Here is a 23,886-nt window from a genome sequence, read left to right as displayed (position 1 = left end):
AGCCGTGCGGCCGGCTCGCCGCACCATTCGTTGTAGTATCGCTGCATCACGCTTCCCTCCTCACTCATGCGAATTCTCGGCATCGACCCCGGCCTGCGCGTCACCGGCTTCGGCGTCATCGACGTCAGCGGCCACCAGCTCGCCTATGTCACGAGCGGCGTGATCCGCACGCCGACGGCCGACTTGGCCACCCGGCTCGGCACGATCTTCCAGGGCGTGTCGACGATCGTGCGCGAACATGCGCCCGACCAGGCCGCGATCGAAAAGGTGTTCGTCAACGTGAACCCGCAGTCGACGCTGCTGCTCGGCCAGGCACGCGGCGCCGCGATCTGCGGCCTCGTCGCGGGCGGGCTGCCGGTCGCCGAATACACGGCGCTGCAGCTCAAGCAGGCCGTCGTCGGCTACGGCCGCGCGACCAAGACGCAGATGCAGGAAATGGTCACGCGGCTGCTCAACCTATCCGGACAACCGGGTTCCGACGCGGCCGACGCGCTTGGCATGGCGATCTGCCATGCGCACGGCGGCAACACGCTCAGCACGCTCGGCGGCCTCGCGCCGGCGCTCGCGAAGAAAGGGCTGCGCGTACGGCGCGGGCGGCTGGTCGGCTGATTCGAGCGCGCGCCCTCGCCCGTCATACCGGATCGGCCGTTTTTGCCCGCACGCGGCACTCACGCGACGCACATCGCCTCGGCCTGACGGCCAGGCCCATCGCATTGCGCCGCGCGTGCGCTACACTCGCGCTTTCTTCCTCGTATCCCGCCCTCCATGATCGGTCGCATCGCCGGCATCCTGCTCGAAAAGAACCCGCCTCACCTGCTCGTCGACTGCAACGGCGTCGGCTACGAAATCGACGTGCCGATGAGCACCTTCTACAACCTGCCGCAGACGGGCGAGCGCGTCGTGCTGCTCACGCAGCAGATCGTCCGCGAGGACGCGCATCTGCTGTACGGCTTCCTGACGCCGCAGGAGCGCACGACCTTCCGCGAGCTGCTGAAGATCACCGGCATCGGCGCGCGCATGGCGCTCGCCGTGCTGTCCGGCATGAGCGTGCAGGAACTCGCGCAGGCCGTGACGATGCAGGACGCCGCGCGCCTCACGCGCCTGCCCGGCATCGGCAAGAAGACGGCCGAGCGCCTGCTGCTCGAGCTGAAGGGCAAGCTCGGCGCCGACCTCGGCGCGCTCGCCGGCGCCGCGTCGGCGTCCGACCACGCGACCGACATCCTCAACGCGCTGCTCGCACTCGGCTACTCCGAAAAGGAAGGCCTCGCCGCGATCAAGAACGTGCCGGCCGGCACCGGCGTGTCCGAAGGCATCAAGCTCGCGCTGAAGGCGCTGTCGAAGGCGTAACGCGCGGCCGAACCGGCCGTTGAAGCCAGTGTCGCGCAGCTGCGCGGCGCTCGCCAGTCGGCCGTTCGGCCAGGTGGGCCGGACAGCGGCGCGCGGTACAATGGCCGCATGATTGAAACCGACAAACTCGCCACCGAGCAGCGGATCATCGCCGCCACGCCCACCTCGTCGCACGAGGAGGTGTTCGAACGCGCGCTGCGGCCGCGCCAGCTCGACGACTACGTCGGCCAGGAAAAGGTGCGCGGCCAGCTCGAGATCTTCATCGAAGCCGCCAAGCGCCGCTCCGAGCCGCTCGATCACGTGCTGCTGTTCGGGCCGCCGGGTCTCGGCAAGACGACGCTCGCGCACATCATCGCGCGCGAGATGGGCGTGAACCTGCGCCAGACGTCGGGCCCCGTGCTCGAGCGCGCGGGCGATCTCGCCGCGCTGCTGACGAACCTCGAAGCGAACGACGTGCTGTTCATCGACGAGATCCACCGGCTGTCGCCGGTCGTCGAGGAAATCCTGTATCCGGCGCTCGAGGATTACCAGATCGACATCATGATCGGCGAAGGTCCGGCCGCACGCAGCGTGAAGCTCGACCTGCAGCCGTTCACGCTCGTCGGCGCGACCACCCGCGCGGGGATGCTGACCAACCCGCTGCGCGACCGTTTCGGGATCGTCGCGCGCCTCGAGTTCTACGATGCCGAGCAACTGTCGCGCATCGTGCGGCGCTCGGCGTCGCTGCTGAACGCGCAGATCGATCCGCACGGCGCGCTGGAAATCGCGAAGCGCTCGCGCGGCACGCCGCGGATCGCGAACCGGCTGCTGCGCCGCGTGCGCGACTTCGCGGAAGTGAAGGCCGACGGCCAGATCACCGCGGCGGTGGCCGATGCCGCGCTCGCGATGCTCGACGTCGATCCGGTCGGCTTCGACCTGATGGACCGCAAGCTGCTCGAAGCGATCCTGCACAAGTTCGACGGCGGCCCGGTCGGCATCGACAACCTCGCGGCCGCGATCGGCGAGGAGCGCGACACGATCGAGGACGTGCTCGAACCGTACCTGATCCAGCAGGGCTTCCTGCAGCGCACGCCGCGCGGGCGCGTCGCGACGCTTCTGACGTACCGCCACTTCGGGCTCTCCGCGCCCGACGCCGGCAGCACCGAACGCGGCATGTGGGATACGCCCGCCGGGAAGTAACCGTCCGCCCGAGCCACGCCAGCCATGACCACGCCGCCTAGCCGCCACCCCGCCGCACCCGCACCGGGCCCGCGCTGGGCCGAGCCGATCCGCAAGCGGCTCGTGGCCGGCGTCACGCACCTGACGGTGGGCGGCGGCGGCCCGTCGCTCGATCTCTCTTCACCGCCCGGCGATCCGGGGCTGTTCGGCCCCGACGCCGTCTGCTGGCGCGTGCATGCCGACTTCACGTCGATGATGACAGGCGGCATCGCCGCGCTGCTGCTGCAGGCGCTCCATCCACTCGCGCTCGCGGGCGTCTGGGATCACTCGTCGTTTCGCACCGACATCCTCGGCCGCTTGCGGCGCACCGCCACGTTCATCACGGGCACGACGTTCGGCAGTCGCGCGGACGCACTCGCGCTGATCGATCGCGTGAAAACGATCCACGCGCGCGTATCGGGTACCGCACCCGACGGTCGGCCGTACCGCGCCGACGATCCGGCGTTGCTGACCTGGGTGCATATCGCGGAAGTATCGAGCTTCCTCGCCGCGCACCTGTGCTACGTGAATCCGGCGCTGTCGGGCGAATTGCAGGACCGCTATTACGCCGAAACGGCCTTGGTCGCCGAACTGCTCGGCGCACACGAGGTGCCGCGTTCGCGCGTCGAGGTCGCCGCGTATCTCGCGCGCATGCAGCCCGAACTCGAGGCCGGGCCGCATACCTTCGAGGTGATGTCCATCCTGCTGAATGTGCCGGTGGCGAAGCCGGCGCTGCGGCCGGCCGCGTCGCTGATGGTGCATGCCGGGATCGACCTGCTGCCGCCGTGGGCGCAGCGCATGCTCGGCGTATCGACGTTCGCGCCGTTGCGACGCGCGGTGGTCCGGCCCGGCGTACGGGCCGTCGCACCCGTGCTGCGCTGGGCGCTCGTCAACGGCGCGTCGAAGCGTGCGCGCCGTCGCGCGACCGCGCCCCCGCCAGACGGCGCCCCGCCCGCCTGACGATCCGCTTCTCGCGCACGAAGAAGGGAAATCCCGGCCGGCCATGCCGGTCAGGCCCTGCGTGCTCGCTCAGAGCACCTTGCGATAACCGTCGTCGTCGCTCTCGGCGTCCAGGTGCGACACGTCGGCCCACTGCACGACCTGCGCGCGGCCATCCACGTAATCGACGACGTTGATGCTCGTATTGAGCAGTTGGTAATTGCGCGGCGCCGACAGTTCGAGACCGTTCGCAAAACGGTACACGCAATCGAGCACGCCGCCATGCGCGACGCACGCGATCCGGCCGCCCGGATGCGCGGCGACGATCGGTTCGAGTGCATGCAGCACGCGGTGATAGAACGCACGCTGCGACTCGCCGCCTTCCGGCGCGAAACCCGGATCGCGCGTCTGCCAGGCTGCGTACGCGTCCGGAAACAGCGTCTCGATCTCGGTGCTGTCGTGCCCCTGGAACGCGCCGTACGAGCGTTCGCGCAACCCGTCGCGCAACTGCAGCGGCAGCCCGAGCGCATCGGCAAAGGGTTGTGCGGTCTGCTGCGCGCGCATCAGGTCGCTCGAATAGACCGTGTCGATCCGTGCGCCCTCGCGCGCCTCTTTCGCGAGCCGCGCGGCCAGCCGCTGCGCCTGCGCGAGCCCCGTGTCGGCCAGCGGGATGTCGATATGCCCCTGGATGCGCTTGATGCGGTTCCAGGCCGTCTCGCCATGGCGGATGAAAAGAATCTGCGTGGTGGCCATCGCGGCGCGTCTCCGGGGAAGCATCAGGGCCGCACTTGCAGCCAGAACGTGACGGGGCCGTCGTTGACGAGCGACACCTGCATGTCGGCGCCGAACTCGCCCGTCTCGACGACGGGATGGCGCGCCCGCGCGGCTGCGACGAAATAGTCGAACAGCCGCGCGCCTTCGTCGGGCGGCGCGGCCGGCGTGAAGCTCGGGCGCAGTCCGCTGTTGGTATCGGCCGCCAGCGTGAACTGCGAGACGAGCAGCAGGCCGCCTGCGCGGCCCTCGCCGTCGATATTCGACACCGGCAGGTTCATCTTGCCGGCCGCGTCGCTGAACACGCGGTAGCCGAGCATCTTCGCGAGCAGCTTGTCGGCCGCCGCGTCGGTGTCGCCGCGCTCCGCGCAGACCAGCGCGAGCAGGCCCGCGCCGATCTCGCCCGTCGTGCGGTCGCCGACGCGCACGTCGGCGCGCTTCACACGCTGGATCAGCGCGATCATGCGGTCAGCGTGACGCGCGCGAAGCGACGCTTGCCGACCTGTACGACGAACTCGCCGGCCTCGACCTTCAGGCCCTTGTCCGACACGGTCGCGCCATCGATCTTCACGCCGCCCTGCTCGATGTTGCGCAGCGCTTCGCTGGTCGACGGCACGAGGCCGGCCTGCTTCAGCAACTGGCCGATCGCGAGCGGCGCGCCCGCGAGCGTGACCGACGGGATGTCGTCCGGCACGCCGCCCTTCGCGCGGTGGTTGAAGTCTTCGAGCGCACGCTCGGCGTCCGGCTGCGAGTGGAACCGCGCGACGATTTCCTGCGCGAGCAACACCTTGAAATCGCGCGGGTTGCGGCCTGCCTCGGCTTCGCGCCGGAAGCCAATGATCTCGTCCATGCCGCGGAACGACAGCAGCTCGAAGTAACGCCACATCAGCGTGTCCGAGATGCTCATCAGCTTGCCGAACATGTCGGTCGGCTTCTCGCTGATGCCGACGTAGTTGCCCTTCGACTTCGACATCTTCTCGACGCCGTCGAGGCCTTCGAGCAGCGGCATCGTCAGGATGCACTGCTGTTCCTGGCCGTACTGCTTCTGCAGTTCGCGGCCGACCAGCAGGTTGAACTTCTGGTCGGTGCCGCCGAGTTCGAGATCGGCGTTCAGCGCGACCGAATCGTAGCCCTGCATCAGCGGGTACAGGAATTCGTGGATCGAGATCGGCACGCCGCCCTGGAAGCGCTTCGTGAAGTCCTCGCGCTCGAGGATCCGCGCGACCGTGTAGCGCGACGCGAGCTTGATCATCCCGTCCGCGCCGAGCGGCATCGACCATTCGCTGTTGTAGCGGATCTCGGTCTTGTCGCGATCGAGCACGAGTGCGGCCTGCTCGAAGTAGGTCTTCGCGTTCGACTCGATCTGCTCGCGCGTGAGCGGCGGGCGCGTCGCGTTGCGGCCCGACGGATCGCCGATCAGCGACGTGAAATCGCCGATCAGGAAGATCACCGTGTGGCCGAGATCCTGAAGCTGACGCATCTTGTTCAGCACGACCGTGTGGCCGATGTGGATGTCGGGCGCGGTCGGGTCGAGGCCGAGCTTGATGCGAAGCGGCGTGCCGGTGGCCGCGCTGCGCGCGAGCTTCTGCGCGAACTCTTCCTCGATCAGCAGTTCGTCGACGCCGCGCTTCGTGACGGCGAGCGCATGCCGGACTTCGTCGGTGATCGGGAAAACGGGCTTGGAACTGGGTTCGGTGCTCATCGGTGCCAGGAAGAATGTCGCAAAAACAGGGATTTTCCCATAACTTGCGCGCGCATCGCTTAACGGCGCGTCACGTTGCGCGGATAATCGGGCGCAAGGCGCGCGGCACGGGCCCGCGCCGCACGATCCAGGAGAACCCAACGTGCCGCAACGACAGCCGCAAAGCGCCCATCCGGCCGACGGCATCTACTTCGGGCTGATGTCGGGAACCAGCATGGACGGCGTCGACGGCGTCGCCGTGCGTTTCGAGGCCGGCAAGGCGCCGGCCGTGCTCGCGGAAGCGTTCGTCGGCTTCGCGCAGTCGCTGCGCGACGCGTTGTTCGCGCTGCAGCAGCCCGGCGACAACGAGATCGACCGCGAATCGCTCGCGGCGAACGCGCTTGTCACGCGCTACGCGGTGTGCTGCCACGAATTGCAGCGCACCGCCGGGTTGTCGCGCGACGAGATCCGCGCGATCGGCGTGCACGGCCAGACGGTGCGCCATCGCCCCGAGCGCGGCTATACGCGGCAACTCAACAACCCGGCGCTGCTCGCCGAGCTGACCCAGGTCGATGTGATCGCCGATTTCCGCAGCCGCGACGTGGCCGCCGGCGGCCACGGCGCGCCGCTCGCGCCGGCGTTCCATGCGACGGTATTCGGTGCGCCGGGCGAGACGCGTGTCGTCTGCAACCTCGGCGGAATCAGCAACATCACGATCCTGCCCGGCGAAGGCGGCGACGTGCGCGGCTTCGACTGCGGCCCCGCGAATGCCCTGATCGACGCATGGGCGACCCGCCATCTCGGCAAGCCGTACGACGACGGCGGCAAATTCGCCGCGCGCGGCACCGTGCACGCGCCGCTGCTCGATGCGCTGCTCGACGAGCCGTATTTCACCGCGCCGCCGCCGAAAAGCACCGGACGCGACCTGTTCAATCCCGCGTGGCTCGACGCAAAGCTCGCCGCATTCGCGCAGGTCGTGCCGGAGGACGTGCAGGCGACCCTCACGGCGCTCACCGCCGTGTCGGTCGCACGCGAGATCGCGCAGCACGCACCCGGCTGCAAGGCCGTCTTCGTGTGCGGCGGCGGTGCGCGCAATCCGGTGCTGCTCGACGCGCTCCGCCACGCGCTGCGCGAGGCCGGCGTGCCGGCCACGGTCGATACGACGGCCGCGCTCGGCGTGCCGCCGCAACAGGTCGAGGCCCTCGCGTTCGCGTGGCTCGCGTACCGCTTCACCGCGCGCCAGCCCGGCAATCTCGCGACGGTCACCGGTGCGGCCGGCGACCGCGTGCTCGGCGCGCTCTACCCGCGCTGACGCGATATCTGCCGCGCGGCGGGCGCCGCGCACAGGCATTAAAAAACGGGGCATGAAGCCCCGTTTTTCATTCCGGCGAACCGGCGCGGATCTGCCGTGCGCTCAGACCGAGAACGACGAGCCGCACCCGCAGGTGGTGGTCGCGTTCGGGTTCTTGATCACGAACTGGGCGCCATTGATGTCGTCCTTGTAGTCGATCTCGGCGCCGACCAGGTACTGATAGCTCATCGAGTCGATCAGGAGCTGGACGCCGTTCTTGTTCATCACGGTGTCGTCCTCGTTGACTTCCTCGTCGAACGTGAAGCCATACTGGAAGCCGGAGCAGCCGCCACCCTGCACGAACACGCGCAGCTTCAGGTCGGGATTGCCCTCTTCGTCGATCAGTTGCTTGACCTTGTCGGCCGCTGCGTCGGTGAAGACGAACGGAAGCGGCATTTCGGTCGTCGTTGCTGCGGATTCGGTAACAGCGTTCATTGCGAACTCTCCAAAAAGCTTTAGCCGCTATTGTAGGGCCGATCAGAAGATCGTGCTGAAGTCCATGAAATCAATAGGTTCTTGTCGATTTCACCAAACCTGCCCGCGCGAGCCGCCGCTGCACGGGCCTGGCAGCGGGCATAAAAAAACCGCCAGCGCGAAAGCTGGCGGTTTTTCCGGCGGACGCCGCCCGGAAGCGGCGCGGCCATGAAGCGGAATTAACGCTTCGAGAACTGCTTGGCGCGGCGTGCCTTGCGCAGACCGACCTTCTTACGCTCGACTTCACGCGCATCGCGCGTCACGAAGCCTGCGCTCGACAGCGACGGCTTCAGCGTCGCATCGTAGTCGATCAGTGCACGGGTGATGCCGTGGCGCACTGCGCCAGCCTGACCCGTTTCGCCGCCGCCGTTCACGTTCACCTTGATGTCGAACGTCTGGCCGTGGTTCGTGAGTTCCAGCGGTTGACGCACGATCATCAGCGACGTTTCGCGCGAGAAGTAGTCAGCGATGGGCTTGCCGTTGACGATGATGTCGCCCTTGCCAGCCTTGATGAAGACACGTGCGACTGCGCTCTTGCGGCGGCCCGTACCGTAGTTCCAGTTACCGATCATGTGGGTCCCCTTAGATCTCGAGCGCCTTCGGCTGTTGAGCCGAATGCGGATGCGTCGCTTCTGCGTAGACCTTCAGCTTCTTGATCATCGCGTAACCGAGCGGGCCCTTCGGCAGCATGCCCTTGACCGCCTTCTCGAGCGCGCGGCCCGGGAAGCGTTCTTGCATCTTGCCGAACGTCGTTTCATAGATACCGCCCGGGTAGCCCGAGTGACGGTAGTACTTCTTGTCCAGCGTCTTGTTGCCCGTGACCTTCAACTTGCTCGCGTTGACGATGATGATGAAATCACCAGTGTCGACGTGCGGGGTGAACTCAGGCTTGTGCTTGCCGCGCAGACGGCGTGCCACTTCGCTGGCAACACGGCCGAGAACCTTATCCGTCGCGTCAATCACGTACCATTCGCGCGTCACCTCATGGGCTTTTGCGGAAAACGTCTTCATGATCGATCCAAAAAAAATGCTTTGCCCGATGTGTTCGTCCTGCTTGTCTGTGTGCGCTTCGAGGCGCGGTGCAGGCTCTCCCTGTTCTTTTTCCGTGGGCATGAATGCGGAAAAGCCCTGAATTATAAAGGAAATACGGCGACGCGGTCAAAGGGAATCCACGTCCCGTGTCCGCGGCGCCCGAAATGGGCCAAAATCCGGTCGTGCCCCGACCAACCAGGCGAACCGAGCGCCCGGGGAGGCACCCATCGACGCGCGGCACATGACCTTGCCGCGCCGGACTGGCCGAACCCGGAAAACAACAAACAAGCATGATGAAACAACGACTTACGCCCTTCTTCGCGGCCGCGCTGCTGGCCGCCGCAGCGCCTGCCCGCTCCGCCCACGCCGGCTGCGAAGCCAAGCTCGACGCGCTCGATGCGCGTATTGCCGAAGCCCGGACCGCCCATGCCGAGGATCGCGTCGCCCGCCTGCGCGCGGTGCGCGAACGCGTCCGCCACTTCTGCGCACGCGGTCACGGCCATGCGTCGGCCGTGCAGGCGCCGGCACCCGATGCACGCTCGCGCGGCACGCCGCCCGACCCGACATTGCAGCCGGTCGCACGGCAACCCGCGTAACGGTTGCCGGGGCGCGCAAGCCGCGCGCCGATGTTTGCATGGGACGAAAAAAAGCCCGAACGGCTGGTTCGGGCTTAATCCACCTTAGGAGGAGGGTGGAGGAGACATTCGGAGGTTGCCGCAGCGCGACAACCAATGAGGCTCATTATACGAACGCGTCGCTGGCTGCACAAGAAAATTTGCATTACGAAATCAAACACCATAATGCGAAATATCGTGCGACCAACGAGAATAATTGATTTTCCCTTTAAAATCAATCACCTGAACTCGATCAGAGCAATCGAAAGTATACCACCCGTAGAGTAAAACCCCTAAATTCCGCAGGGAAATTGCCGTTCGGCACGCGGTCGCGCGCCGCGCGCGCGGCCCCGGCATTGCACGTCGTGCACCGCATCAGCCGACCGAAGCGCTGCGGGCTACAATGCCGGATCGAATCCGAATCAGGCAACGCTGGAGTGCAAGCATGGAATGCAAAGTAAGCTGGATGGGTCAGGACGGCATGGCGTTTTCCGCGCAGACCGGAAGCGGGCATCTCGTCACGATGGACGGCGCGCCCGAAGGCGGCGGCCACAACCTCGCGCCGCGCCCAATGGAAATGGTGCTGCTCGGCACCGGCGGCTGCACGGCCTATGACGTCGTGCTGATCCTGAAGAAGAGCCGTCAGGAAGTCACCGGCTGCTCGGTCACGCTGAAGGCCGAGCGCGCGAGCGAAGATCCGAAGGTGTTCACGAAGGTGCACTTCCACTTCACCGTCACCGGCCGCAACCTGAACCCGGCCACGGTCGAACGCGCGATCAACCTGTCGCACGACAAGTACTGCTCCGCGTCGATCATGATCGCGAAGACGGCCGAACTCACGCATTCGTTCGACATCGTCGCCGCCTGATCGCACGGCACGCGCACATGTAAAAAGGGCCGGCGCTCCGCAAGGAGACGCCGGCCCTTTCGCATTCGAACGGCAAAGCAGGCCGATAAGCCGGATTCTGTGCACGCTGCGCGCCGAAGCGCACAACGCGTGGCAGCCATTCCTCTAGGCGCGCCATTGCTGACGCGCTCAAGCTTCCTACCCGCAGACGAGACGGGGGCCCCATCCTGCATCCGAAGATGCGCGCCTGCCTACTTGGAATTGCTCCGGGTGGAGGTTACCGTGCCGGCGAACGTCGCCGTCGCCGCGGTGCGCTCTTACCGCACCGTTTCACCCTTACCTGATCCCGGCTTGCGCCGGGCCATCGGCGGTTTGCTTTCTGTTGCCCTGTTCCGCGTGTCGCCACGGATGGCCGTTAGCCATCACCCTGCCCTGTGGAGTCCGGACTTTCCTCGCCCCCGCGCACCCGAAGGCGGCGAGGCCGCGACTGCCTGGCCTGCTTTGCGACGCGCATTCTAGCACTGCGCGCCGCCGCCGGCTGCACGCGTACGGCGGCCGCTGCGAAATACGGCCGGATCGTCGTAGAACGCGGCGTCGGCATTCGCGTCCCACCAGCCCGGTACGCCGAGCACCGGCAGCGGCGAGAAATCGCGGCTCGTCAACGCGCGTGTCGCGAGTTCGGCGGCGATATGCGCATCGACATGCGCAATGCGTTGCGCGTCGGGCCACGAAAAATAGTCGGCGCTCACTTCGACGATCCACGTGTGCGCGGTGCAGGATTTGTAAGGCGCGACGAGCTTCTCGAGCAGCGCATGGCCGACGAGCCGCGCTTCGCAGCGCGTGCCCCACGCATCGCGCGCGGCGACCAGCAGCCGCGGCCAGTCGAAGCCGCGCAGCGCATCGGCGAGCGCGCGGTCGGCCGTCACGAACAGCGCGGCATTCTCGTCGAACAGCGTGAGCGCATCGCGCAGCGTGCCGCGCACCGGCCCGACGCCGCCCGCCGCGTCGATCGCGGCGGCCTGGCGCGCGTTCAACGCGGCCTTGATGCGCGGATACGCGAACCAGACGAGCGCATTGAAGAAGTCGTGAAGATTGTGGCGCGTCGGCACGCCGCCGGTGTCGGCAATATGGGTCTCGTACGCGACACCGGGCGGCAGTTCGGCCTGCGGCACGAACCGCAGCGGCCTGCCGCGACCGCTGGCGCGCCCGCCGTCGCGCAACGTGCCGTTCAGCACATCGAGCAGCGCGGCATCGCCCGCCCGTGCGGCCGCCTGCGCGGCGCGGCCCGGCTCCGCATACGGCGCAAGCCACGGCGCGGACCAGTCGATCCGCGCAAAATCCGCCGCCCCGCTGCCGGCCACGTGACCGGCTTCGCGCGGCGGCGCGCCGCTCACACGAGTTTCCAGCCGATCGTCTCGCCGCCGCGCAGCGGCACGACCGGCGTGTCGCCCGCGAAGATCTCGCGCGGCAGTTCCCACGTCTCGCGGTTGAGCGTGACCGTTTCGGCGCTGCGCGGCAGCCCGTAGAAATCGGCGCCGAAGAAGCTCGCGAAACCTTCCAGCTTGTCGAGCGCGCCGGCGTGGTCGAACGCTTCCGCATACAGTTCGAGCGCATGCAGCGCCGTGTAGCAGCCTGCGCAGCCGCACGCGGTTTCCTTCGCGCCGCGCGCATGCGGTGCGCTGTCGGTACCGAGGAAGAAGCGCGGGTTGCCCGACGTCGCGGCCTCGACCAGCGCGACGCGATGCGTCTCGCGCTTCAGCACGGGCAGGCAGTAGTAATGCGGACGAATCCCGCCGACGAACAGCGCGTTGCGGTTGTACAGCAGGTGATGCGCGGTGATCGTCGCGCCGAGCAGGCCCGGCGCCGCATCGGCGTCGCGCACGTAGTCGGCCGCATCCTTCGTCGTGATGTGCTCGAACACGACCTTCAGGCCCGGGAAATCGCGACGCAGCGGCGTCATCACGCGGTCGATGAAGACCTTCTCGCGGTCGAACAGGTCGATCGATGCATCGGTCACCTCGCCGTGCACGAGCAGCGGCATGCCCGTTTCCTGCATCGCCTCGAGCGTCTTCGCGCATTTCGCGAGATCGGTGACGCCGTGGTCGGAGTTCGTCGTCGCGCCGGCCGGATACAGCTTCACGCCGTGCACGAAGCCGCTTTCGCGCGCGCGGCGGATCTCGTCGGGCGGCGTGTTGTCGGTCAGGTACAGCGTCATCAGCGGTTCGAACGTCATCCCGGCCGGCAGTGCGGCCAGGATGCGTTCGCGATAGGCCTGCGCCTGTGCGGTGGTCGTCACCGGCGGCTTCAGGTTCGGCATGACGATCGCGCGGCCGAACTGGCGCGCGGTGTGCGGCAGCACGGCGGCCAGCATGTCGCCGTCTCGCAGGTGCAGGTGCCAGTCGTCGGGACGGGCGAGCGAAAGCGTCGCCGGGGAGGAAGCGTTCGAGGCAGTCATAGGAGGCGTCGTGAGGAACGGACTGGCCATCAGCGGGGCCGGAACGCGCGTGCGCGGGCCGACTGACGGCAAACCGCAACACGAGGCCTTTGGCCAGCGGAATCCGCTTTTTACCGCTCAGGGCTCGGTGATATGCTAGAAACCGCATTGTACCGGGGTTCGCCCGGTCCGTTACCTCGTCGTTACCCCGCTTCAGCCTGCCGCCCCAAGTAAAATGTGCCAACTCCTAGGAATGAACTGCGCCGCGCCGACGGACGTCACATTCTCCTTCACAGGTTTCGCGGCCCGGGGCGGGCTCACCGATCACCATGCCGACGGCTGGGGCATCGCCTTCTTCGAAGACAAGGCCTGCCGCCTGTTCATCGATCACCAGGCATCGGCCACGTCGCCGATCGCCGAGATGGTGAAGCGCTACCCGATCAAGTCCAAGAACACGATCGCGCACATCCGCAAGGCGACACAAGGGCACATCCTGCTCGAGAACAGCCATCCGTTCATGCGCGAGCTGTGGGGCCGGCACTGGATCTTCGCGCATAACGGCGACCTGCAGGACTATGCGCCGAACATGGACGGCAGCGTCTACCACCCGGTCGGCACGACCGACAGCGAACAGGCGTTCTGCGTGCTGATGCAGGGGCTGCGCGAGGCATTTCCCGGCGCACAGCCGCCGCTGCCCGAACTGTTCGAGCGCGTCGGCGAGCTCACGCGCGGCATCACCGATCACGGCGTGTTCAACTTCCTGATGTCGAACGGCCAGGCGCTGTTCGCGCACTGCTCGACGCGGCTGCACTACCTCGTGCGGCGCTGGCCGTTCTCGACCGCGCATCTGGTCGACGAAGACCTGTCGATCGACTTCGCGAAATACACGACGCCCGAGGATCGTGTCGCGGTAATCGCGACGCAGCCGCTGACCGACAACGAGGTCTGGACCGCGTTCGAGCCGGGCGAGCTGATCATGTTCCAGTGCGGCGACGTCGCCGCGCGGATGCAGATCCCGGTGCCCGAACGCGTGCTCGAGAAGCTGCGCAATCCGGCGCTCGACGCGTCGGCCTCGGCGCCGCGCGACGCACGCGAAGCGCTCGCCACCGCCGCCGACGGCGATTCCGACGACGCGATCGACTTCTGAGCGCGGCGGGCCGGCGCTCTTCCTCCTTTCCATTCCCCGCACGGCAAGACCATCGCCCGCAGCGTTCGATCGCGGCAGGCGATTTCGCGCGCACGCGATGCGGCGACTTTCACCGCTGGAGAAAATCGCATGCCGCGTACCGGTTTCGTTTCATCCGGACCACATTCCGGCGCATCGATTCGATGCGACACAACATTCGCTTGATTTTATTAATTTCCAAGCGAAAATAATTCAAATCCAAAACAAATAAACCGGAAAATCCGAAAAATATATAATCCGGAAACCGCATTCTAACGCACTACCGCGATGCGAACCGTGCGCCATCCCACCGATCCGGCAATCACGGATTCACGTCGAAAAAATCGCCCAAAGCCTTATCCATCAAAGCTTTCAGTTCGATTCATCACACAATCAAAAAATACCAAATTAAATCAGCATTATCGCCACACTCACTACTTTTTTAGATAATCGACCGCCCTTCCGATCATTAGACTCCATCCATCCTCGGTGTAACGAATCACGATTGGCGCAGAAACGGCCACGGCCGCTGCACGTCCATTCCGGCCATTACTCCACCGCGGATTGCGATTTCACTGCATCGCGGTGAACACCACTTCAAAAAAGAGAGAGGGGCTTGTCGTGAATCACTCATTTCGATCGATATGGAGCGAAACCACCGGCTGCTGGATCGCGGTCGCGGAAACGACACGGACGCGCGGCAAGCGTTCGGGCGGCGAATCCGGCGCAAGCCGCCGCGCCGCCCACACGGCAACTCGCCGGTCGCCGCTTCGTGTCGTGGCGCTTGGCGCCGCGCTGGCCGCGCTGTCGGCGGGCGCCGCCCAGGCATCGACCTGCGGCAGCGGCGCCACGGTCGCGAGCGGCGGCACCTGCGCGATCGGCAGCTTCGGCCCGACCGCCAACGACAACCTGGCCGGTTCCGCGACCGTCTCGGCCGGCGACACGGTCGGCTTGACGGGTGCATGGGCAGGCGCGGGCGGCGACGCCGGCTACACGCTCACGCCGATCGGCAGCACGACCATCGTGTCGGGCAATCCGAACCAGCCGCTGCTGTCGCTCGGCGGCAAGACGCACAGCATCAGCACGCCCGACTCGATCACCAGCACCCGCACGTCGGTCGCGACCTACGACTCGTCCGCGTTCACCGCGTCGACGGCCGGCGCGACCAACGTGCCCGTCTACAACGACGTGAACGGCAATCAGTATGTGAACACGCGCATCGGCACCGTCGGCCGCACCGGCGGCACGCTCGACGTGTCGATCGGCAATGCGTCGAACGCGCCCGATGCAGCCGGCAACGCGATCTCGATGGCCGCGAAGGCGACCGACCTTACCCTCGCGGACGGCACGGGTTCCGCTAAAAGCACCGTCAACTGGAATTCGCGCAACCAGGTCCGGTTCACTACCGGCAACTATCTTGCGGACGGCGGCGCCGTCGGCAACGTCCAGCTCGACGTGCCAGCCTATGCGGGCACCTTTACCGCGTTCGACGGCAGCACATGGAAGGTCACAGATGCCGCATCGCTCGCCGCGTACAACGACTTTCTCGTGCGCTCGGTGCAAAGCGGCGCGCTCGGCTCGCAGGCCGCCTACGACAAAGCGTTCGGCCAGGCCGTCACGTTCTCGCAGGAAACCTTCCAGTACCGGAACAACGTGTCCGCGGGCGACAAGAACACGCTGTCGATCGATTTCCTGTCGGCGATGCACGGCATCGGCGCGAACGCGACGCTGCATATCGGCAAGGACGGCCAGATCGACTTCCGCGGCACCAATACGATCGTCTCGAGCTCGGCCGTCCTCGCGGAGAGCGGCGCGCACTTCGTCAACGACGGGCGCCTGTCGGGCGACTTCACGTTGGTGCGCCTGCTGAGCGGCGCAAGCGGCGTCAACAACGGCACGATCTCGTCCGGCTACGCGTCCGGCGACAATTTCGACACGAGCGGCAGCGCGCCGCCCGCCAACTTCGGCTTCAACGCGTACACGGAAGGCAACGGCGTGTATGCGAGCGGTATGAGCACCTCGTTCGTCAACAACGGCGTGATGAACGTCGGCGCGTGGACGCTCGACGGCAACCGGCCGGACCTGCAGAACTACGCGGTAGCCGCGACAGGCGGCGCGACGGGATCGAACGCCGGCACGATCAATGTCGGCGTCAATGCGACGACGCTCGACAGCCAGGTGATCGGCGGCCTCGTCGCCGGCAACGGCAGCTTCACGAACCAGGCCGGCGGCACGATCTACCTCGGCCGCTCGGCGCAGTACGCGCCAGGCGGAACGGCAAACGACGTCGCGCTCGCCGCGCACGCGTACGGCATCCTGCTCGGCGATTCCGGCGCCGCGCGCAACCTCGGCACGATCGTGATCGGCTCGCAGACGCAGAACGGCGCCGCGCTGGCAAGCATCGGCTCGTCGTCCGGCACGCTGACCAACGCGGGCACGATCGTCGTCAACGGCGCGGCGCCCGGCACGCCGCTCGCGAACGTCGGCATGCTTGCGGCCGATACCGCCGCGATCGTGACCAACACCGGCACGATCACGCTGAATGGCGTGAACGGCATCGGCATCATGGTCGTCGGGACCGGCACGAACGCGACGGCCGCGACGTCGACCGGCACGATCAACGTGGCCGGCGGCCTCGATCCGGCATCGGGCACGCGCAACTACGGCGTCTGGGCCGAGGGGCCGCTCGCGAAGGCCACGCTCGACGGCGCGCTCAACCTGACGGGCACCGGCGCGATCGGCGCGCATGCGCGCTCGGGCGCGACGATCGACGTCGGCGCCAACGCGGTGCCGGCCTTCATGTCGGGCACGAACCAGATCGGCTTCTACGCGTACGGCACGGGCTCGAAGATCAACGTCGCCGCGCGGCACCTCGGCGTCGACACCGACGACTCGACGCTGTTCCGCGTCGCGGGCGGTGCGGCCTACACGGGCACGTCGGCGGCGGGCACCCTCACGACCGACGTCAACGGCCAGCGTGCGCACGGCGTGCTCGCGACCGACACCGGCACCACGCTGTCGACCGGCAACGCGATCTACAACGTGAACGGCGCGAACGGCATCGCGATCGCGGTCGAAGGCGGCGCGAAGGGCACGATCGATGCGGGCGCGACGATCAACCTGAACGCGGCCGGTGCGATCGCGGGCGTCGTCGACGGCCAGGCGCACGACCTCGCCGGTGCGAATACCGGCGCACCGGTCGCGACGACGCTGACCAACGACGCCGCCGTCACGTCGTCGACGGCCGGCGTGACGGGCTTCGTCGCGCAACACCTCGGCACGCTCGAAAACCGCGACACGGTGCTGCTGACGGGCGCCGGCTCGACCGGCGTCGTGGCCGGCACGCTCGGCACGGTGAACAACGCATCGACGATCCGCGTATCCGACGGCACCGGCGCGCTCGTGCAGGGTGCGTCGGCGACGCTCGCCAACACGGGCTCGATCGAAGCCGACGACGGCATTGCCGGCGTGCGCCTGACGGGCGCCGGCGCATCGGTCGCGCTGTCGGGCGCGGGCACCGTCGTTGCGAACGGCCGCGCCGACGGCGTGCTGATCGACTCGAACGTATCGGGCGGCGGGCTCGCGGCCGGCGCGACGTCGATCGCGGTCGGCGGCTCGGGAAGCGGGATCCACAACCTCGGCGCGAACACGACGATCGCGTTGTCCGGCACGCAGGTCGCGACCACCGGCAACGGCGCCGCCGGCCTCGCGTCGACCGGCGCGGGCGCACGCATCGCGACCGATGCGGCAACGGTCGTCCGCACCGCCGGCGCGAACGCGCTCGGCCTGTTCGTTTCGGGCGCGGATTCGACGTTCGCGGCCAACGGCACGACCGTCGCGACGACGGGCGCCGGCGCGCATGCGATCGCCGTGGACGGCGGCGCGACGGCGCTGCTGTCGGGCGCGAAAGTCACCGCGTCGGGGGCCGCGGCCGACGGCGTCGTCGCGCGCAATGGCGGCCGCATCGGCGATACGGGTTCGTCGATCGCCAGCGCAGCCGGCAACGGCGCGACCGCGGACAGCGGTGGCGTGCTCGCGTTGGCCGGCACGACGCTCAAGGGCGCGACGGCCGGCGTGCTGACATCCGACACGCTCGCGAACGGCGCGACGAGCTCGGTGCTCGTCGACGGCGGCAGCGTGACGTCCGCCGCCGGGCCGGCATTCGCCGCGCGCGGCGGCACGGCCGACATCGCGGTGCGCAACGGCACCGTCGTGACGGCCGGCAACGGCATGCTGCTGAACCTCACGAACGGCAGCAACGTGACGTTCAACGCATCGGCGGTGAACCTCGCCGGCGACATCGTCTCCGACGCGTCGAGCACCGGCAACGTGTTCCTCGCGAACGGCACGACGCTGACCGGCAGGATCGATCCGGTCGCGCTGACGATCGACGGCACGAGCACGTGGCGCATGACGGACAGCTCGGTGCTGAGCAGCCTGAACAACGCGGGCCTTGTCGCGTTCGCCGCGCCGGCCGGCTCACCGACGCTCGCGGGCAGCTACAAGACGCTGACGACCGGCAGCTACATCGGCAACGGCGGCACGATCGCGCTCAACACGTATCTCGGCGCCGATGCATCGCCGACCGACCGGCTGATCGTGAACGGCGGCGCCGCGAGCGGCACGACCGGCCTGAAGATCGCGAACACGGCAGGCACCGGCGCGCAGACGACCGGCGACGGGATTCCCGTGGTCGTCACGGCCAACGGCGGCACGACCACCGCGTCGGCATTCCATCTGGCGGGCCCGGTACAGGCCGGCGCGTACGAATACCGGCTCTATCGCGGCGGGCAAGGCGACGCGAACGGCTGGTACCTGCGTTCGCAACTCGATCCGACGGACCCCGGCGACCCGATCCACCCGTCCAGCGGCGGCGACGGCAGCGGGAATGGCGGCGGCGGCACGCTCGCATACCGCCCTGGTGTCGCCGGTTATGCGCTGACGCCGCTGCTGAACGCCGACTACGGCTTCTCGACGCTCGGCAAGCTGCATGAGCGCGTCGGCGACGTCTACAACCTCGAGAAGCGGCAGCCCGGCAACCGCGACGGCGTGTGGGGGCGCATCGGCGGCCAGAGCCTCGATGCGAACGCGGGCCGCTTCGCGGCCGACGAGCGCACGTTCTTCGCGCAGTTCGGCAAGGACTGGACGCTCGACCAGGCGCCCGCCGGCAGCAGCACGCATGCGGGCGTGACGGCCAGCATCGGCGTGTCGAACGCGAGCTTCAGCGACATGGCGCGCGCCGACTCGCAGAACCTGTCGACGTCGACGGGCTCGGTCGAGATGCATGCGCAGAGCGTCGGCGGCTACTGGACGCGCTATCTGTCCGACGGCACGTATTTCGACAGCGTCGGGCAGGTCACGCACTACGGCAACCGCTATCGCGACAGCTACGGCAACGAGGCGTCGCAGAACGGCTTCGGCATCGCGCTGTCGCAGGAGGTCGGCAAGCCGTTCGGCATCGGCGGCACGCCGATCGCGATCGAGCCGCAGGCGCAACTGATGTACCAGTACCTGAAGCTCAACGGGTTCAACGACAACGTGTCGGCCGTGTCGGGCACGACGACGAACGCGCTGCGCGGCCGCGTCGGCGTGCGCATCTTCCGTCCGAACCTCGAGGCGAACTCGGGCGGCGGCGCCGCGACGCCGTACTTCACGGCCGACGTGCTGCACGACTTCCTGTCGCCAGGGCAGACCGTCGTCGGCGGCACGCCGTTCGCGACGCATCTCGGCCGCACGTGGTACGAACTCGGCGTCGGCGTGACCGCGGGCTTCGGCAAGGCGGGCGAGTTGTACGCGAACGCGAAGATCGCGCGCAACATCGGCGGCGCGTACCGGCGCGGCATCGTCGGGCAGGTCGGCTACCGGTACAGCTGGTAACGGCGGACGATCGGCATAGGGGACGGCCATAAGGCCGTGCCCCTGCCACACCACCCGGCATGCGGGTCCGCACCGGGCGGTTCAGGAAGTTGAGGTTATGAGAGTCGGGGTACACCCAGCCGGTCGAAGTATGCGATGGTCAGCACGCTGTTGAGCAGCCGGTCGCTATTGCGCCACCAGCAGCGACTGTTGGCCGCCACCTGTCGCGCAACGTCATCCGATGCCCCCAGCGCACACAGCTCCCGGTAAATGGTCGTGCCACGACGCCAGTGTTTTAGCTGGATCGCTCGCAACCGGTGCCGCAGCCACTTGTCCAGTTCCAACCAGACACGGGGCGTTTGCGCGAGCCGGAAGTACGCTTTCCACCCTTGCACATAGGTCCGTAGTCGTTCCACCACCTCTGGCAGACTCCGCCCGCCAGATCGACGGGTCAGTTCACGAACGCGGTGTTTGAACGCCAGTAGCGGTTTGGCCGCCACCTTGCGCTTCACGACACCGCCCGGGGCCACCCACAGGCTGTAGCCCAGAAACTTGCGTCCAAACACACTCGCCACTGCGCTCTTGGTCTCGTTGACCTTCAGGCGCAGCCGACCATACAGGCGTCGCAGCAGAGCCATCACCCGCTCGCCCGCCCGACGGCTGCGAACATAAACATTCGCATCGTCGGCGTAGCGCACGAAGCAGTGACCCCGCCGCTCCAGTTCCTTGTCCACCTCATCGAGCAGCACGTTGGCCAGCAGTGGGGATAGCGGCCCGCCCTGCGGCGTGCCCTGACCCCGCTGCTGGACCACTCCGTCATCCATGATGCCGCTGTTCAGATACGCCCGGATCAGCCGGATCACTCCGGCGTCGCCAATGCGTTTCTGTACACGATCGATCAGAATGTCGTGGTTGACCCGGTCGAAGAACTTCTCCAGATCAACGTCCACCACGGTTCGCCGGCCTGACTGCACGTACGATTGCGCGGCTAACACCGCGTCATGCGCACGCCGTCCCGGACGGAAGCCGTAGCTGTACTCGCTGAAGGTAGGGTCCAGAACTGGCTGTAGCACCTGTAGCAGCGCCTGCTGGATCAGCCGGTCCGTTACCGTCGGGATGCCCAGCTCGCGCTCGCCCCCATCCGGTTTCGGAATCGTTACCCGTCGTACCGGACTGGGCCGGTACGTCCCCTTCAGCAACTGTTCACGAATCACAGGCCACGCCGTCACCAGATGACGCGCAGTCTGGTTAATGTCCAGGCCGTCTACGCCAGCGGCGCCCCTGTTAGCCCGCACCCGTTTGAACGCCTGCTTCAGGTTCCCTCTCGTCAGCGCCGCTTCCAGCAGCGCTGACCCCGTGTCCCCGGATTCATGCCGCGGGCCGCAAGCTTCGTCGCTAGCAGATGCACGCGCAGCTTCACCGCGCGCTTTTCCCGCTCGCCCCGTTTGCACGGACATCTGACGCAATGCCTGCCGCATCGACATGACGCTGAACACTCCTTCCCGTTTGGCCCTTCGTCACCAGCTTCAGCCTCACCGGCCTGTCCTGTGACTACTACGGCCTCTGCTGACTTCTCGCTCCGGCTCGACGCCGCTGCCCTTTCAGGCATGAGGCGAGATCTCCCCAGGTAAGAACGCACTCCTTCACTGCACAGCCGCCGGATTTACGCCACCGCTCCTTGATCACAAGAGCTTTGCGGTTTCCTGCCCGCTCGCCCTGGTCGGTGCCGCCTTCTATCCGGTTCTTGTTCATCGGCTCGCAGTTTCGCTCCACGCTTCCTCCCCACGATCGGTCACCCTCTCGCAGTTGCGCTTCGCTTCGCTCGCTGTGATCAACTTACGGTGGGACTTGCACCCACAAGAGTGCGCCCATGCTGGGCGCACAAAAAAAACCGCCCGGCGCTCGGCCGGGCGGTTTCGCATTGGCGCGCACGAAGCGCACGCAGTGCGCGAACGCTCAGTGCAGGATCTTCGCGAGGAAGTCCTTCGCGCGTTCCGATTTCGGATTCGAGAAGAAATCGTCCTTGCGGTCGTCCTCGACGATCGCGCCCTTGTCCATGAAGATCACGCGATGCGCGACCTTCTTCGCGAAGCCCATCTCGTGCGTGACGACCATCATCGTCATCCCTTCCTGCGCGAGTTCGACCATCACGTCGAGCACTTCGTTGATCATCTCGGGATCGAGCGCGGACGTCGGTTCGTCGAACAGCATCGCGATCGGGTCCATCGACAGCGCGCGCGCGATCGCGACACGCTGCTGCTGGCCGCCCGACAGCTGGCCCGGATACTTGTGCGCATGCGCCTTCAGGCCGACGCGATCGAGCAGCTTCATGCCCTTGTCGGTCGCTTCGTCCTTGCCGCGGCCGAGCACCTTGATCTGCGCGAGCGTCAGGTTCTCGGTGATCGACAGGTGCGGGAACAGCTCGAAATGCTGGAACACCATCCCGACCTTCGAACGCAGCTTCGACAGGTTCGTCTTCTTGTCGCCGACCGACTGACCGTTCACGAGGATCTCGCCCTGCTGGAACGGCTCGAGGCCGTTGACGGTCTTGATCAGCGTCGACTTGCCGGAGCCCGACGGGCCGCACACGACGACCACTTCGCCTTTCTTGACCTCGGTCGTGCATTCGGTCAGGACCTGGAACTGGCCGTACCACTTGGAAACGTTCTTGATGGAAATCATCGTGTGACCTTTTTCTGGAGACTCTTGACGAGAACCGACGCCAACGAGCAAATCACGAAATAGCATGCGCCGGCGAACAGGACCATCTCGACGGTCGTGCCGTCGCGATCGCCGACGTTGGCGGCCGTGCGGAAGAAGTCCGCGAGGCTGATCACGTACACGAGCGACGTATCCTGGAACAGGACGATCGCCTGCGTGAGCAGCAGCGGCACCATCGCGCGGAACGCCTGCGGCAGGATCACGAGGCGCATTGCGTGCGAGTAGTTCATGCCGAGCGCGAACGCCGCATTCACCTGCCCGCGCGGCACGGACTGGATGCCGGCGCGGATGATCTCTGAATAATACGCGGCTTCGAACAGCGAGAACGCGACCATCGCCGACGCGAGCCGGATGTCGATCGTCGGCGACAGCCCGAGCACGCCCTGCAGCAACTGCGGCACGATCAGGAAGAACCACAGCAGCACCATCACGAGCGGGATCGAGCGAAACACCGTCACGTAGCCCTGCGCGAACCACGCGAGCGGCTTGACGCCCGACAGCCGCATCAGCGCCAGCAGCGTGCCCCACACGATCCCGATGACGATCGCGATCAGCGTGATCTGCAGCGTGACGATCGCACCTGTCCACAGCGTCGGCAGCGCGCCGGGAATACTACTCCAGTCGAACTGATGCATCACTTGCCTCCGATATAGCCGGGCAGCCGCGTACGGCCTTCGATCCAGCGCATGAGCGCCATCACGACGAGGTTGATCAGCACGTACGCGAGCGTGACCGCGATGAACGACTCGTAGGTCTGCGCGGTGTAGTCGACGAGCTGCCGCGCCTGCGCGGACAGGTCGAGCAGGCCGATCGTCGATGCGACGGCGGAGTTCTTGAAGATGTTCAGGAATTCCGACGTGAGCGGCGGCACGATGATCCGGTACGCAACGGGCAGCAGCACGTAGCGGTACGTCTGCCATTGCGTGAAGCCCATCGCGAGGCCGGCGGCGCGCTGGCCCTTCGGCAGCGCGTTGATCCCCGAGCGCACCTGTTCGCACACGCGCGCGCCCGTGAACAGCCCGAGACAGACGATCGACGCGGTAAAGAACTGCGTGCCGGGCGGCAACTGCTTGATCCAGGTACCGATCGACGCGGGCAGCAGTTCGGGTATCACGAGATACCAGACGAAGAACTGCACGATCAGCGGAATGTTCCGGAAGATCGACACGTACGCGGTGCCGAGCGCGGACAGCCATTTGTTCGGCACCGTGCGCAGCACGCCGAACAGCGAACCGACGATCAGCGCGATGACCCAGGCGGCGAGCGACACTTCGATCGTCACCCGGAAGCCGGACATCAGCCATCCGAAATAAGTCGTCGGCTCGCCGGTCGACACGGGGCTCAGGAAGATGCCCCAGTTCCAGTGGTAAGACATGGGCAAGACTCCAGCAAAAAGAGACGGAAGAAGCGTGGCCTCTTCCGTCTCAGTAGCGTCATTTCTGCATCAACGGCCGTAT

At 66.8% G+C, this 23,886-nt stretch carries 21 protein-coding genes and 1 other RNA gene; 9 read left to right on the top strand and 13 right to left on the bottom strand.

Translation table 11 applies throughout. From position 1 onward, the window contains the following. Positions 1-66 precede the first annotated feature (66 nt). The 4 genes from ruvC to LXM88_RS08270 all read left to right on the top strand — a co-directional run bounded on the left by ruvC (position 67) and on the right by LXM88_RS08270 (position 3,504). The gene (ruvC, locus tag LXM88_RS08285) at positions 67-609 is read left to right on the top strand and encodes a crossover junction endodeoxyribonuclease RuvC (protein WP_096472469.1); all 543 of its coding nucleotides are present in this window, start codon (positions 67-69) and stop codon (positions 607-609) included. A 156-nt stretch (positions 610-765) separates the two neighbouring features. Beyond that, complete coding sequence (gene ruvA / locus LXM88_RS08280) at positions 766-1,347, top strand: Holliday junction branch migration protein RuvA (RefSeq protein ID WP_006401679.1); 582 nt, start codon at positions 766-768, stop codon at positions 1,345-1,347. Positions 1,348-1,455: 108 nt separating this feature from the next. Continuing rightward, entirely contained in the window at positions 1,456-2,526 is a 1,071-nt protein-coding gene (gene ruvB / locus LXM88_RS08275) for a Holliday junction branch migration DNA helicase RuvB (protein ID WP_262540982.1), read from the top strand. Positions 2,527-2,550: 24 nt separating this feature from the next. Next, positions 2,551-3,504, top strand: a complete 954-nt coding sequence (locus tag LXM88_RS08270) for an oxygenase MpaB family protein (RefSeq protein WP_262540980.1) — start codon at positions 2,551-2,553, stop codon at positions 3,502-3,504. A 69-nt stretch (positions 3,505-3,573) separates the two neighbouring features. Here the strand turns inward: LXM88_RS08270 and LXM88_RS08265 are convergent, their stop codons facing one another. Genes LXM88_RS08265 through tyrS form a run of 3 tightly spaced genes read right to left on the bottom strand, consistent with a single transcriptional unit; the run spans position 3,574 to position 5,956 of the window. Next, positions 3,574-4,236, bottom strand: a complete 663-nt coding sequence (locus LXM88_RS08265) for a histidine phosphatase family protein (RefSeq protein WP_262540978.1) — start codon at positions 4,234-4,236, stop codon at positions 3,574-3,576. 23 nt (positions 4,237-4,259) lie between these two features. After that, positions 4,260-4,718, bottom strand: a complete 459-nt coding sequence (gene dtd / locus LXM88_RS08260) for a D-aminoacyl-tRNA deacylase (protein ID WP_011350959.1) — start codon at positions 4,716-4,718, stop codon at positions 4,260-4,262. Next, positions 4,715-5,956, bottom strand: coding sequence for a tyrosine--tRNA ligase (gene tyrS / locus LXM88_RS08255; protein ID WP_262540972.1), 1,242 nt, complete (start codon positions 5,954-5,956; stop codon positions 4,715-4,717). Before tyrS ends, dtd begins: the two co-directional genes overlap by 4 nt. Before the next feature lie 142 nt (positions 5,957-6,098). On the opposite strand from tyrS, the gene LXM88_RS08250 reads away from it, so the two are divergent. Then, on the top strand, positions 6,099-7,247 hold the full coding sequence (locus LXM88_RS08250) for an anhydro-N-acetylmuramic acid kinase (protein WP_262540970.1): 1,149 nt from the start codon (positions 6,099-6,101) through the stop codon (positions 7,245-7,247). A gap of 102 nt (positions 7,248-7,349) precedes the next feature. Here the strand turns inward: LXM88_RS08250 and erpA are convergent, their stop codons facing one another. The 3 genes from erpA to rplM all read right to left on the bottom strand — a co-directional run bounded on the left by erpA (position 7,350) and on the right by rplM (position 8,771). Further along, entirely contained in the window at positions 7,350-7,721 is a 372-nt protein-coding gene (gene erpA, locus LXM88_RS08245) for an iron-sulfur cluster insertion protein ErpA (protein WP_034182738.1), read from the bottom strand. 218 nt (positions 7,722-7,939) lie between these two features. Beyond that, the gene (gene rpsI, locus LXM88_RS08240) at positions 7,940-8,332 is read right to left on the bottom strand and encodes a 30S ribosomal protein S9 (protein ID WP_006476904.1); all 393 of its coding nucleotides are present in this window, start codon (positions 8,330-8,332) and stop codon (positions 7,940-7,942) included. A 10-nt stretch (positions 8,333-8,342) separates the two neighbouring features. Further along, positions 8,343-8,771 carry a 50S ribosomal protein L13 gene (gene rplM, locus LXM88_RS08235; RefSeq protein ID WP_041490553.1) on the bottom strand — a complete coding sequence of 143 codons (429 nt, stop codon included), beginning with the start codon at positions 8,769-8,771 and terminating at the stop codon, positions 8,343-8,345. 311 nt (positions 8,772-9,082) lie between these two features. Between rplM and LXM88_RS08230 the strand changes: the two genes are divergently transcribed. Then, the gene (locus tag LXM88_RS08230; protein WP_262540948.1) at positions 9,083-9,388 is read left to right on the top strand and encodes a DUF1090 family protein; all 306 of its coding nucleotides are present in this window, start codon (positions 9,083-9,085) and stop codon (positions 9,386-9,388) included. A gap of 421 nt (positions 9,389-9,809) precedes the next feature. Then, entirely contained in the window at positions 9,810-10,274 is a 465-nt protein-coding gene (locus tag LXM88_RS08225) for an OsmC family protein (protein ID WP_072436316.1), read from the top strand. 70 nt (positions 10,275-10,344) lie between these two features. Here the strand turns inward: LXM88_RS08225 and rnpB are convergent. The 3 genes from rnpB to pyrC all read right to left on the bottom strand — a co-directional run bounded on the left by rnpB (position 10,345) and on the right by pyrC (position 12,708). Then, an RNA gene (gene rnpB / locus LXM88_RS08220) (RNase P RNA component class A) lies at positions 10,345-10,756 on the bottom strand. A gap of 12 nt (positions 10,757-10,768) precedes the next feature. After that, complete coding sequence (locus tag LXM88_RS08215; RefSeq protein WP_262540946.1) at positions 10,769-11,647, bottom strand: DUF3025 domain-containing protein; 879 nt, start codon at positions 11,645-11,647, stop codon at positions 10,769-10,771. After that, entirely contained in the window at positions 11,644-12,708 is a 1,065-nt protein-coding gene (pyrC, locus tag LXM88_RS08210) for a dihydroorotase (protein WP_262540945.1), read from the bottom strand. The genes LXM88_RS08215 and pyrC overlap by 4 nt, the downstream gene beginning before the upstream one ends. Positions 12,709-12,922: 214 nt before the next feature. On the opposite strand from pyrC, the gene LXM88_RS08205 reads away from it, so the two are divergent. Next, complete coding sequence (locus LXM88_RS08205; RefSeq protein ID WP_174421729.1) at positions 12,923-13,834, top strand: class II glutamine amidotransferase; 912 nt, start codon at positions 12,923-12,925, stop codon at positions 13,832-13,834. 639 nt (positions 13,835-14,473) lie between these two features. Then, the gene (locus LXM88_RS08200) at positions 14,474-19,729 is read left to right on the top strand and encodes an autotransporter outer membrane beta-barrel domain-containing protein (RefSeq protein ID WP_262540942.1); all 5,256 of its coding nucleotides are present in this window, start codon (positions 14,474-14,476) and stop codon (positions 19,727-19,729) included. A 95-nt stretch (positions 19,730-19,824) separates the two neighbouring features. Here the strand turns inward: LXM88_RS08200 and ltrA are convergent, their stop codons facing one another. The 4 genes from ltrA to LXM88_RS08180 all read right to left on the bottom strand — a co-directional run bounded on the left by ltrA (position 19,825) and on the right by LXM88_RS08180 (position 23,804). Then, positions 19,825-21,192 (bottom strand): group II intron reverse transcriptase/maturase, encoded by a 1,368-nt coding sequence (ltrA, locus tag LXM88_RS08195; protein WP_262536617.1) that lies wholly within the window; start codon positions 21,190-21,192, stop codon positions 19,825-19,827. Between the two features lie 472 nt (positions 21,193-21,664). After that, complete coding sequence (locus LXM88_RS08190; RefSeq protein WP_262540941.1) at positions 21,665-22,390, bottom strand: amino acid ABC transporter ATP-binding protein; 726 nt, start codon at positions 22,388-22,390, stop codon at positions 21,665-21,667. After that, positions 22,387-23,064 carry a glutamate/aspartate ABC transporter permease GltK gene (gltK, locus tag LXM88_RS08185; RefSeq protein WP_111015304.1) on the bottom strand — a complete coding sequence of 226 codons (678 nt, stop codon included), beginning with the start codon at positions 23,062-23,064 and terminating at the stop codon, positions 22,387-22,389. The genes LXM88_RS08190 and gltK overlap by 4 nt, the downstream gene beginning before the upstream one ends. Further along, complete coding sequence (locus LXM88_RS08180) at positions 23,064-23,804, bottom strand: amino acid ABC transporter permease (protein ID WP_262540936.1); 741 nt, start codon at positions 23,802-23,804, stop codon at positions 23,064-23,066. Before LXM88_RS08180 ends, gltK begins: the two co-directional genes overlap by 1 nt. Between the last annotated feature and the right edge of the window lie 82 nt (positions 23,805-23,886).

This window comes from Burkholderia sp. S-53 (assembly GCF_025560745.1).
In the GTDB taxonomy this organism is placed as follows: Bacteria; Pseudomonadota; Gammaproteobacteria; order Burkholderiales; family Burkholderiaceae; genus Burkholderia; species Burkholderia pyrrocinia.
The sequence above is the reverse complement of the archived record's forward strand: the minus strand, read 5'-3'. Positions and strand labels throughout refer to the sequence as shown.

Bases quoted from the DNA above. Each gene is read 5' to 3' on its own strand.
- LXM88_RS08205 (WP_174421729.1), top strand. From the start codon at position 12,923: ATGTGCCAACTCCTAGGAATGAACTGCGCCGCGCCGACGGACGTCACA.
- LXM88_RS08230 (WP_262540948.1), top strand. From the start codon at position 9,083: ATGATGAAACAACGACTTACGCCCTTCTTCGCGGCCGCGCTGCTGGCC.
- rplM (WP_041490553.1), bottom strand. From the start codon at position 8,771: ATGAAGACGTTTTCCGCAAAAGCCCATGAGGTGACGCGCGAATGGTAC.
- ruvA (WP_006401679.1), top strand. From the start codon at position 766: ATGATCGGTCGCATCGCCGGCATCCTGCTCGAAAAGAACCCGCCTCAC.
- erpA (WP_034182738.1), bottom strand. From the start codon at position 7,721: ATGAACGCTGTTACCGAATCCGCAGCAACGACGACCGAAATGCCGCTT.
- LXM88_RS08225 (WP_072436316.1), top strand. From the start codon at position 9,810: ATGCCGGATCGAATCCGAATCAGGCAACGCTGGAGTGCAAGCATGGAA.
- dtd (WP_011350959.1), bottom strand. From the start codon at position 4,718: ATGATCGCGCTGATCCAGCGTGTGAAGCGCGCCGACGTGCGCGTCGGC.
- LXM88_RS08265 (WP_262540978.1), bottom strand. From the start codon at position 4,236: ATGGCCACCACGCAGATTCTTTTCATCCGCCATGGCGAGACGGCCTGG.
- ltrA (WP_262536617.1), bottom strand. From the start codon at position 21,192: ATGTCGATGCGGCAGGCATTGCGTCAGATGTCCGTGCAAACGGGGCGA.
- gltK (WP_111015304.1), bottom strand. From the start codon at position 23,064: ATGCATCAGTTCGACTGGAGTAGTATTCCCGGCGCGCTGCCGACGCTG.
- ruvC (WP_096472469.1), top strand. From the start codon at position 67: ATGCGAATTCTCGGCATCGACCCCGGCCTGCGCGTCACCGGCTTCGGC.
- rpsI (WP_006476904.1), bottom strand. From the start codon at position 8,332: ATGATCGGTAACTGGAACTACGGTACGGGCCGCCGCAAGAGCGCAGTC.
- LXM88_RS08180 (WP_262540936.1), bottom strand. From the start codon at position 23,804: ATGTCTTACCACTGGAACTGGGGCATCTTCCTGAGCCCCGTGTCGACC.
- LXM88_RS08270 (WP_262540980.1), top strand. From the start codon at position 2,551: ATGACCACGCCGCCTAGCCGCCACCCCGCCGCACCCGCACCGGGCCCG.
- pyrC (WP_262540945.1), bottom strand. From the start codon at position 12,708: ATGACTGCCTCGAACGCTTCCTCCCCGGCGACGCTTTCGCTCGCCCGT.
- ruvB (WP_262540982.1), top strand. From the start codon at position 1,456: ATGATTGAAACCGACAAACTCGCCACCGAGCAGCGGATCATCGCCGCC.
- LXM88_RS08190 (WP_262540941.1), bottom strand. From the start codon at position 22,390: ATGATTTCCATCAAGAACGTTTCCAAGTGGTACGGCCAGTTCCAGGTC.
- tyrS (WP_262540972.1), bottom strand. From the start codon at position 5,956: ATGAGCACCGAACCCAGTTCCAAGCCCGTTTTCCCGATCACCGACGAA.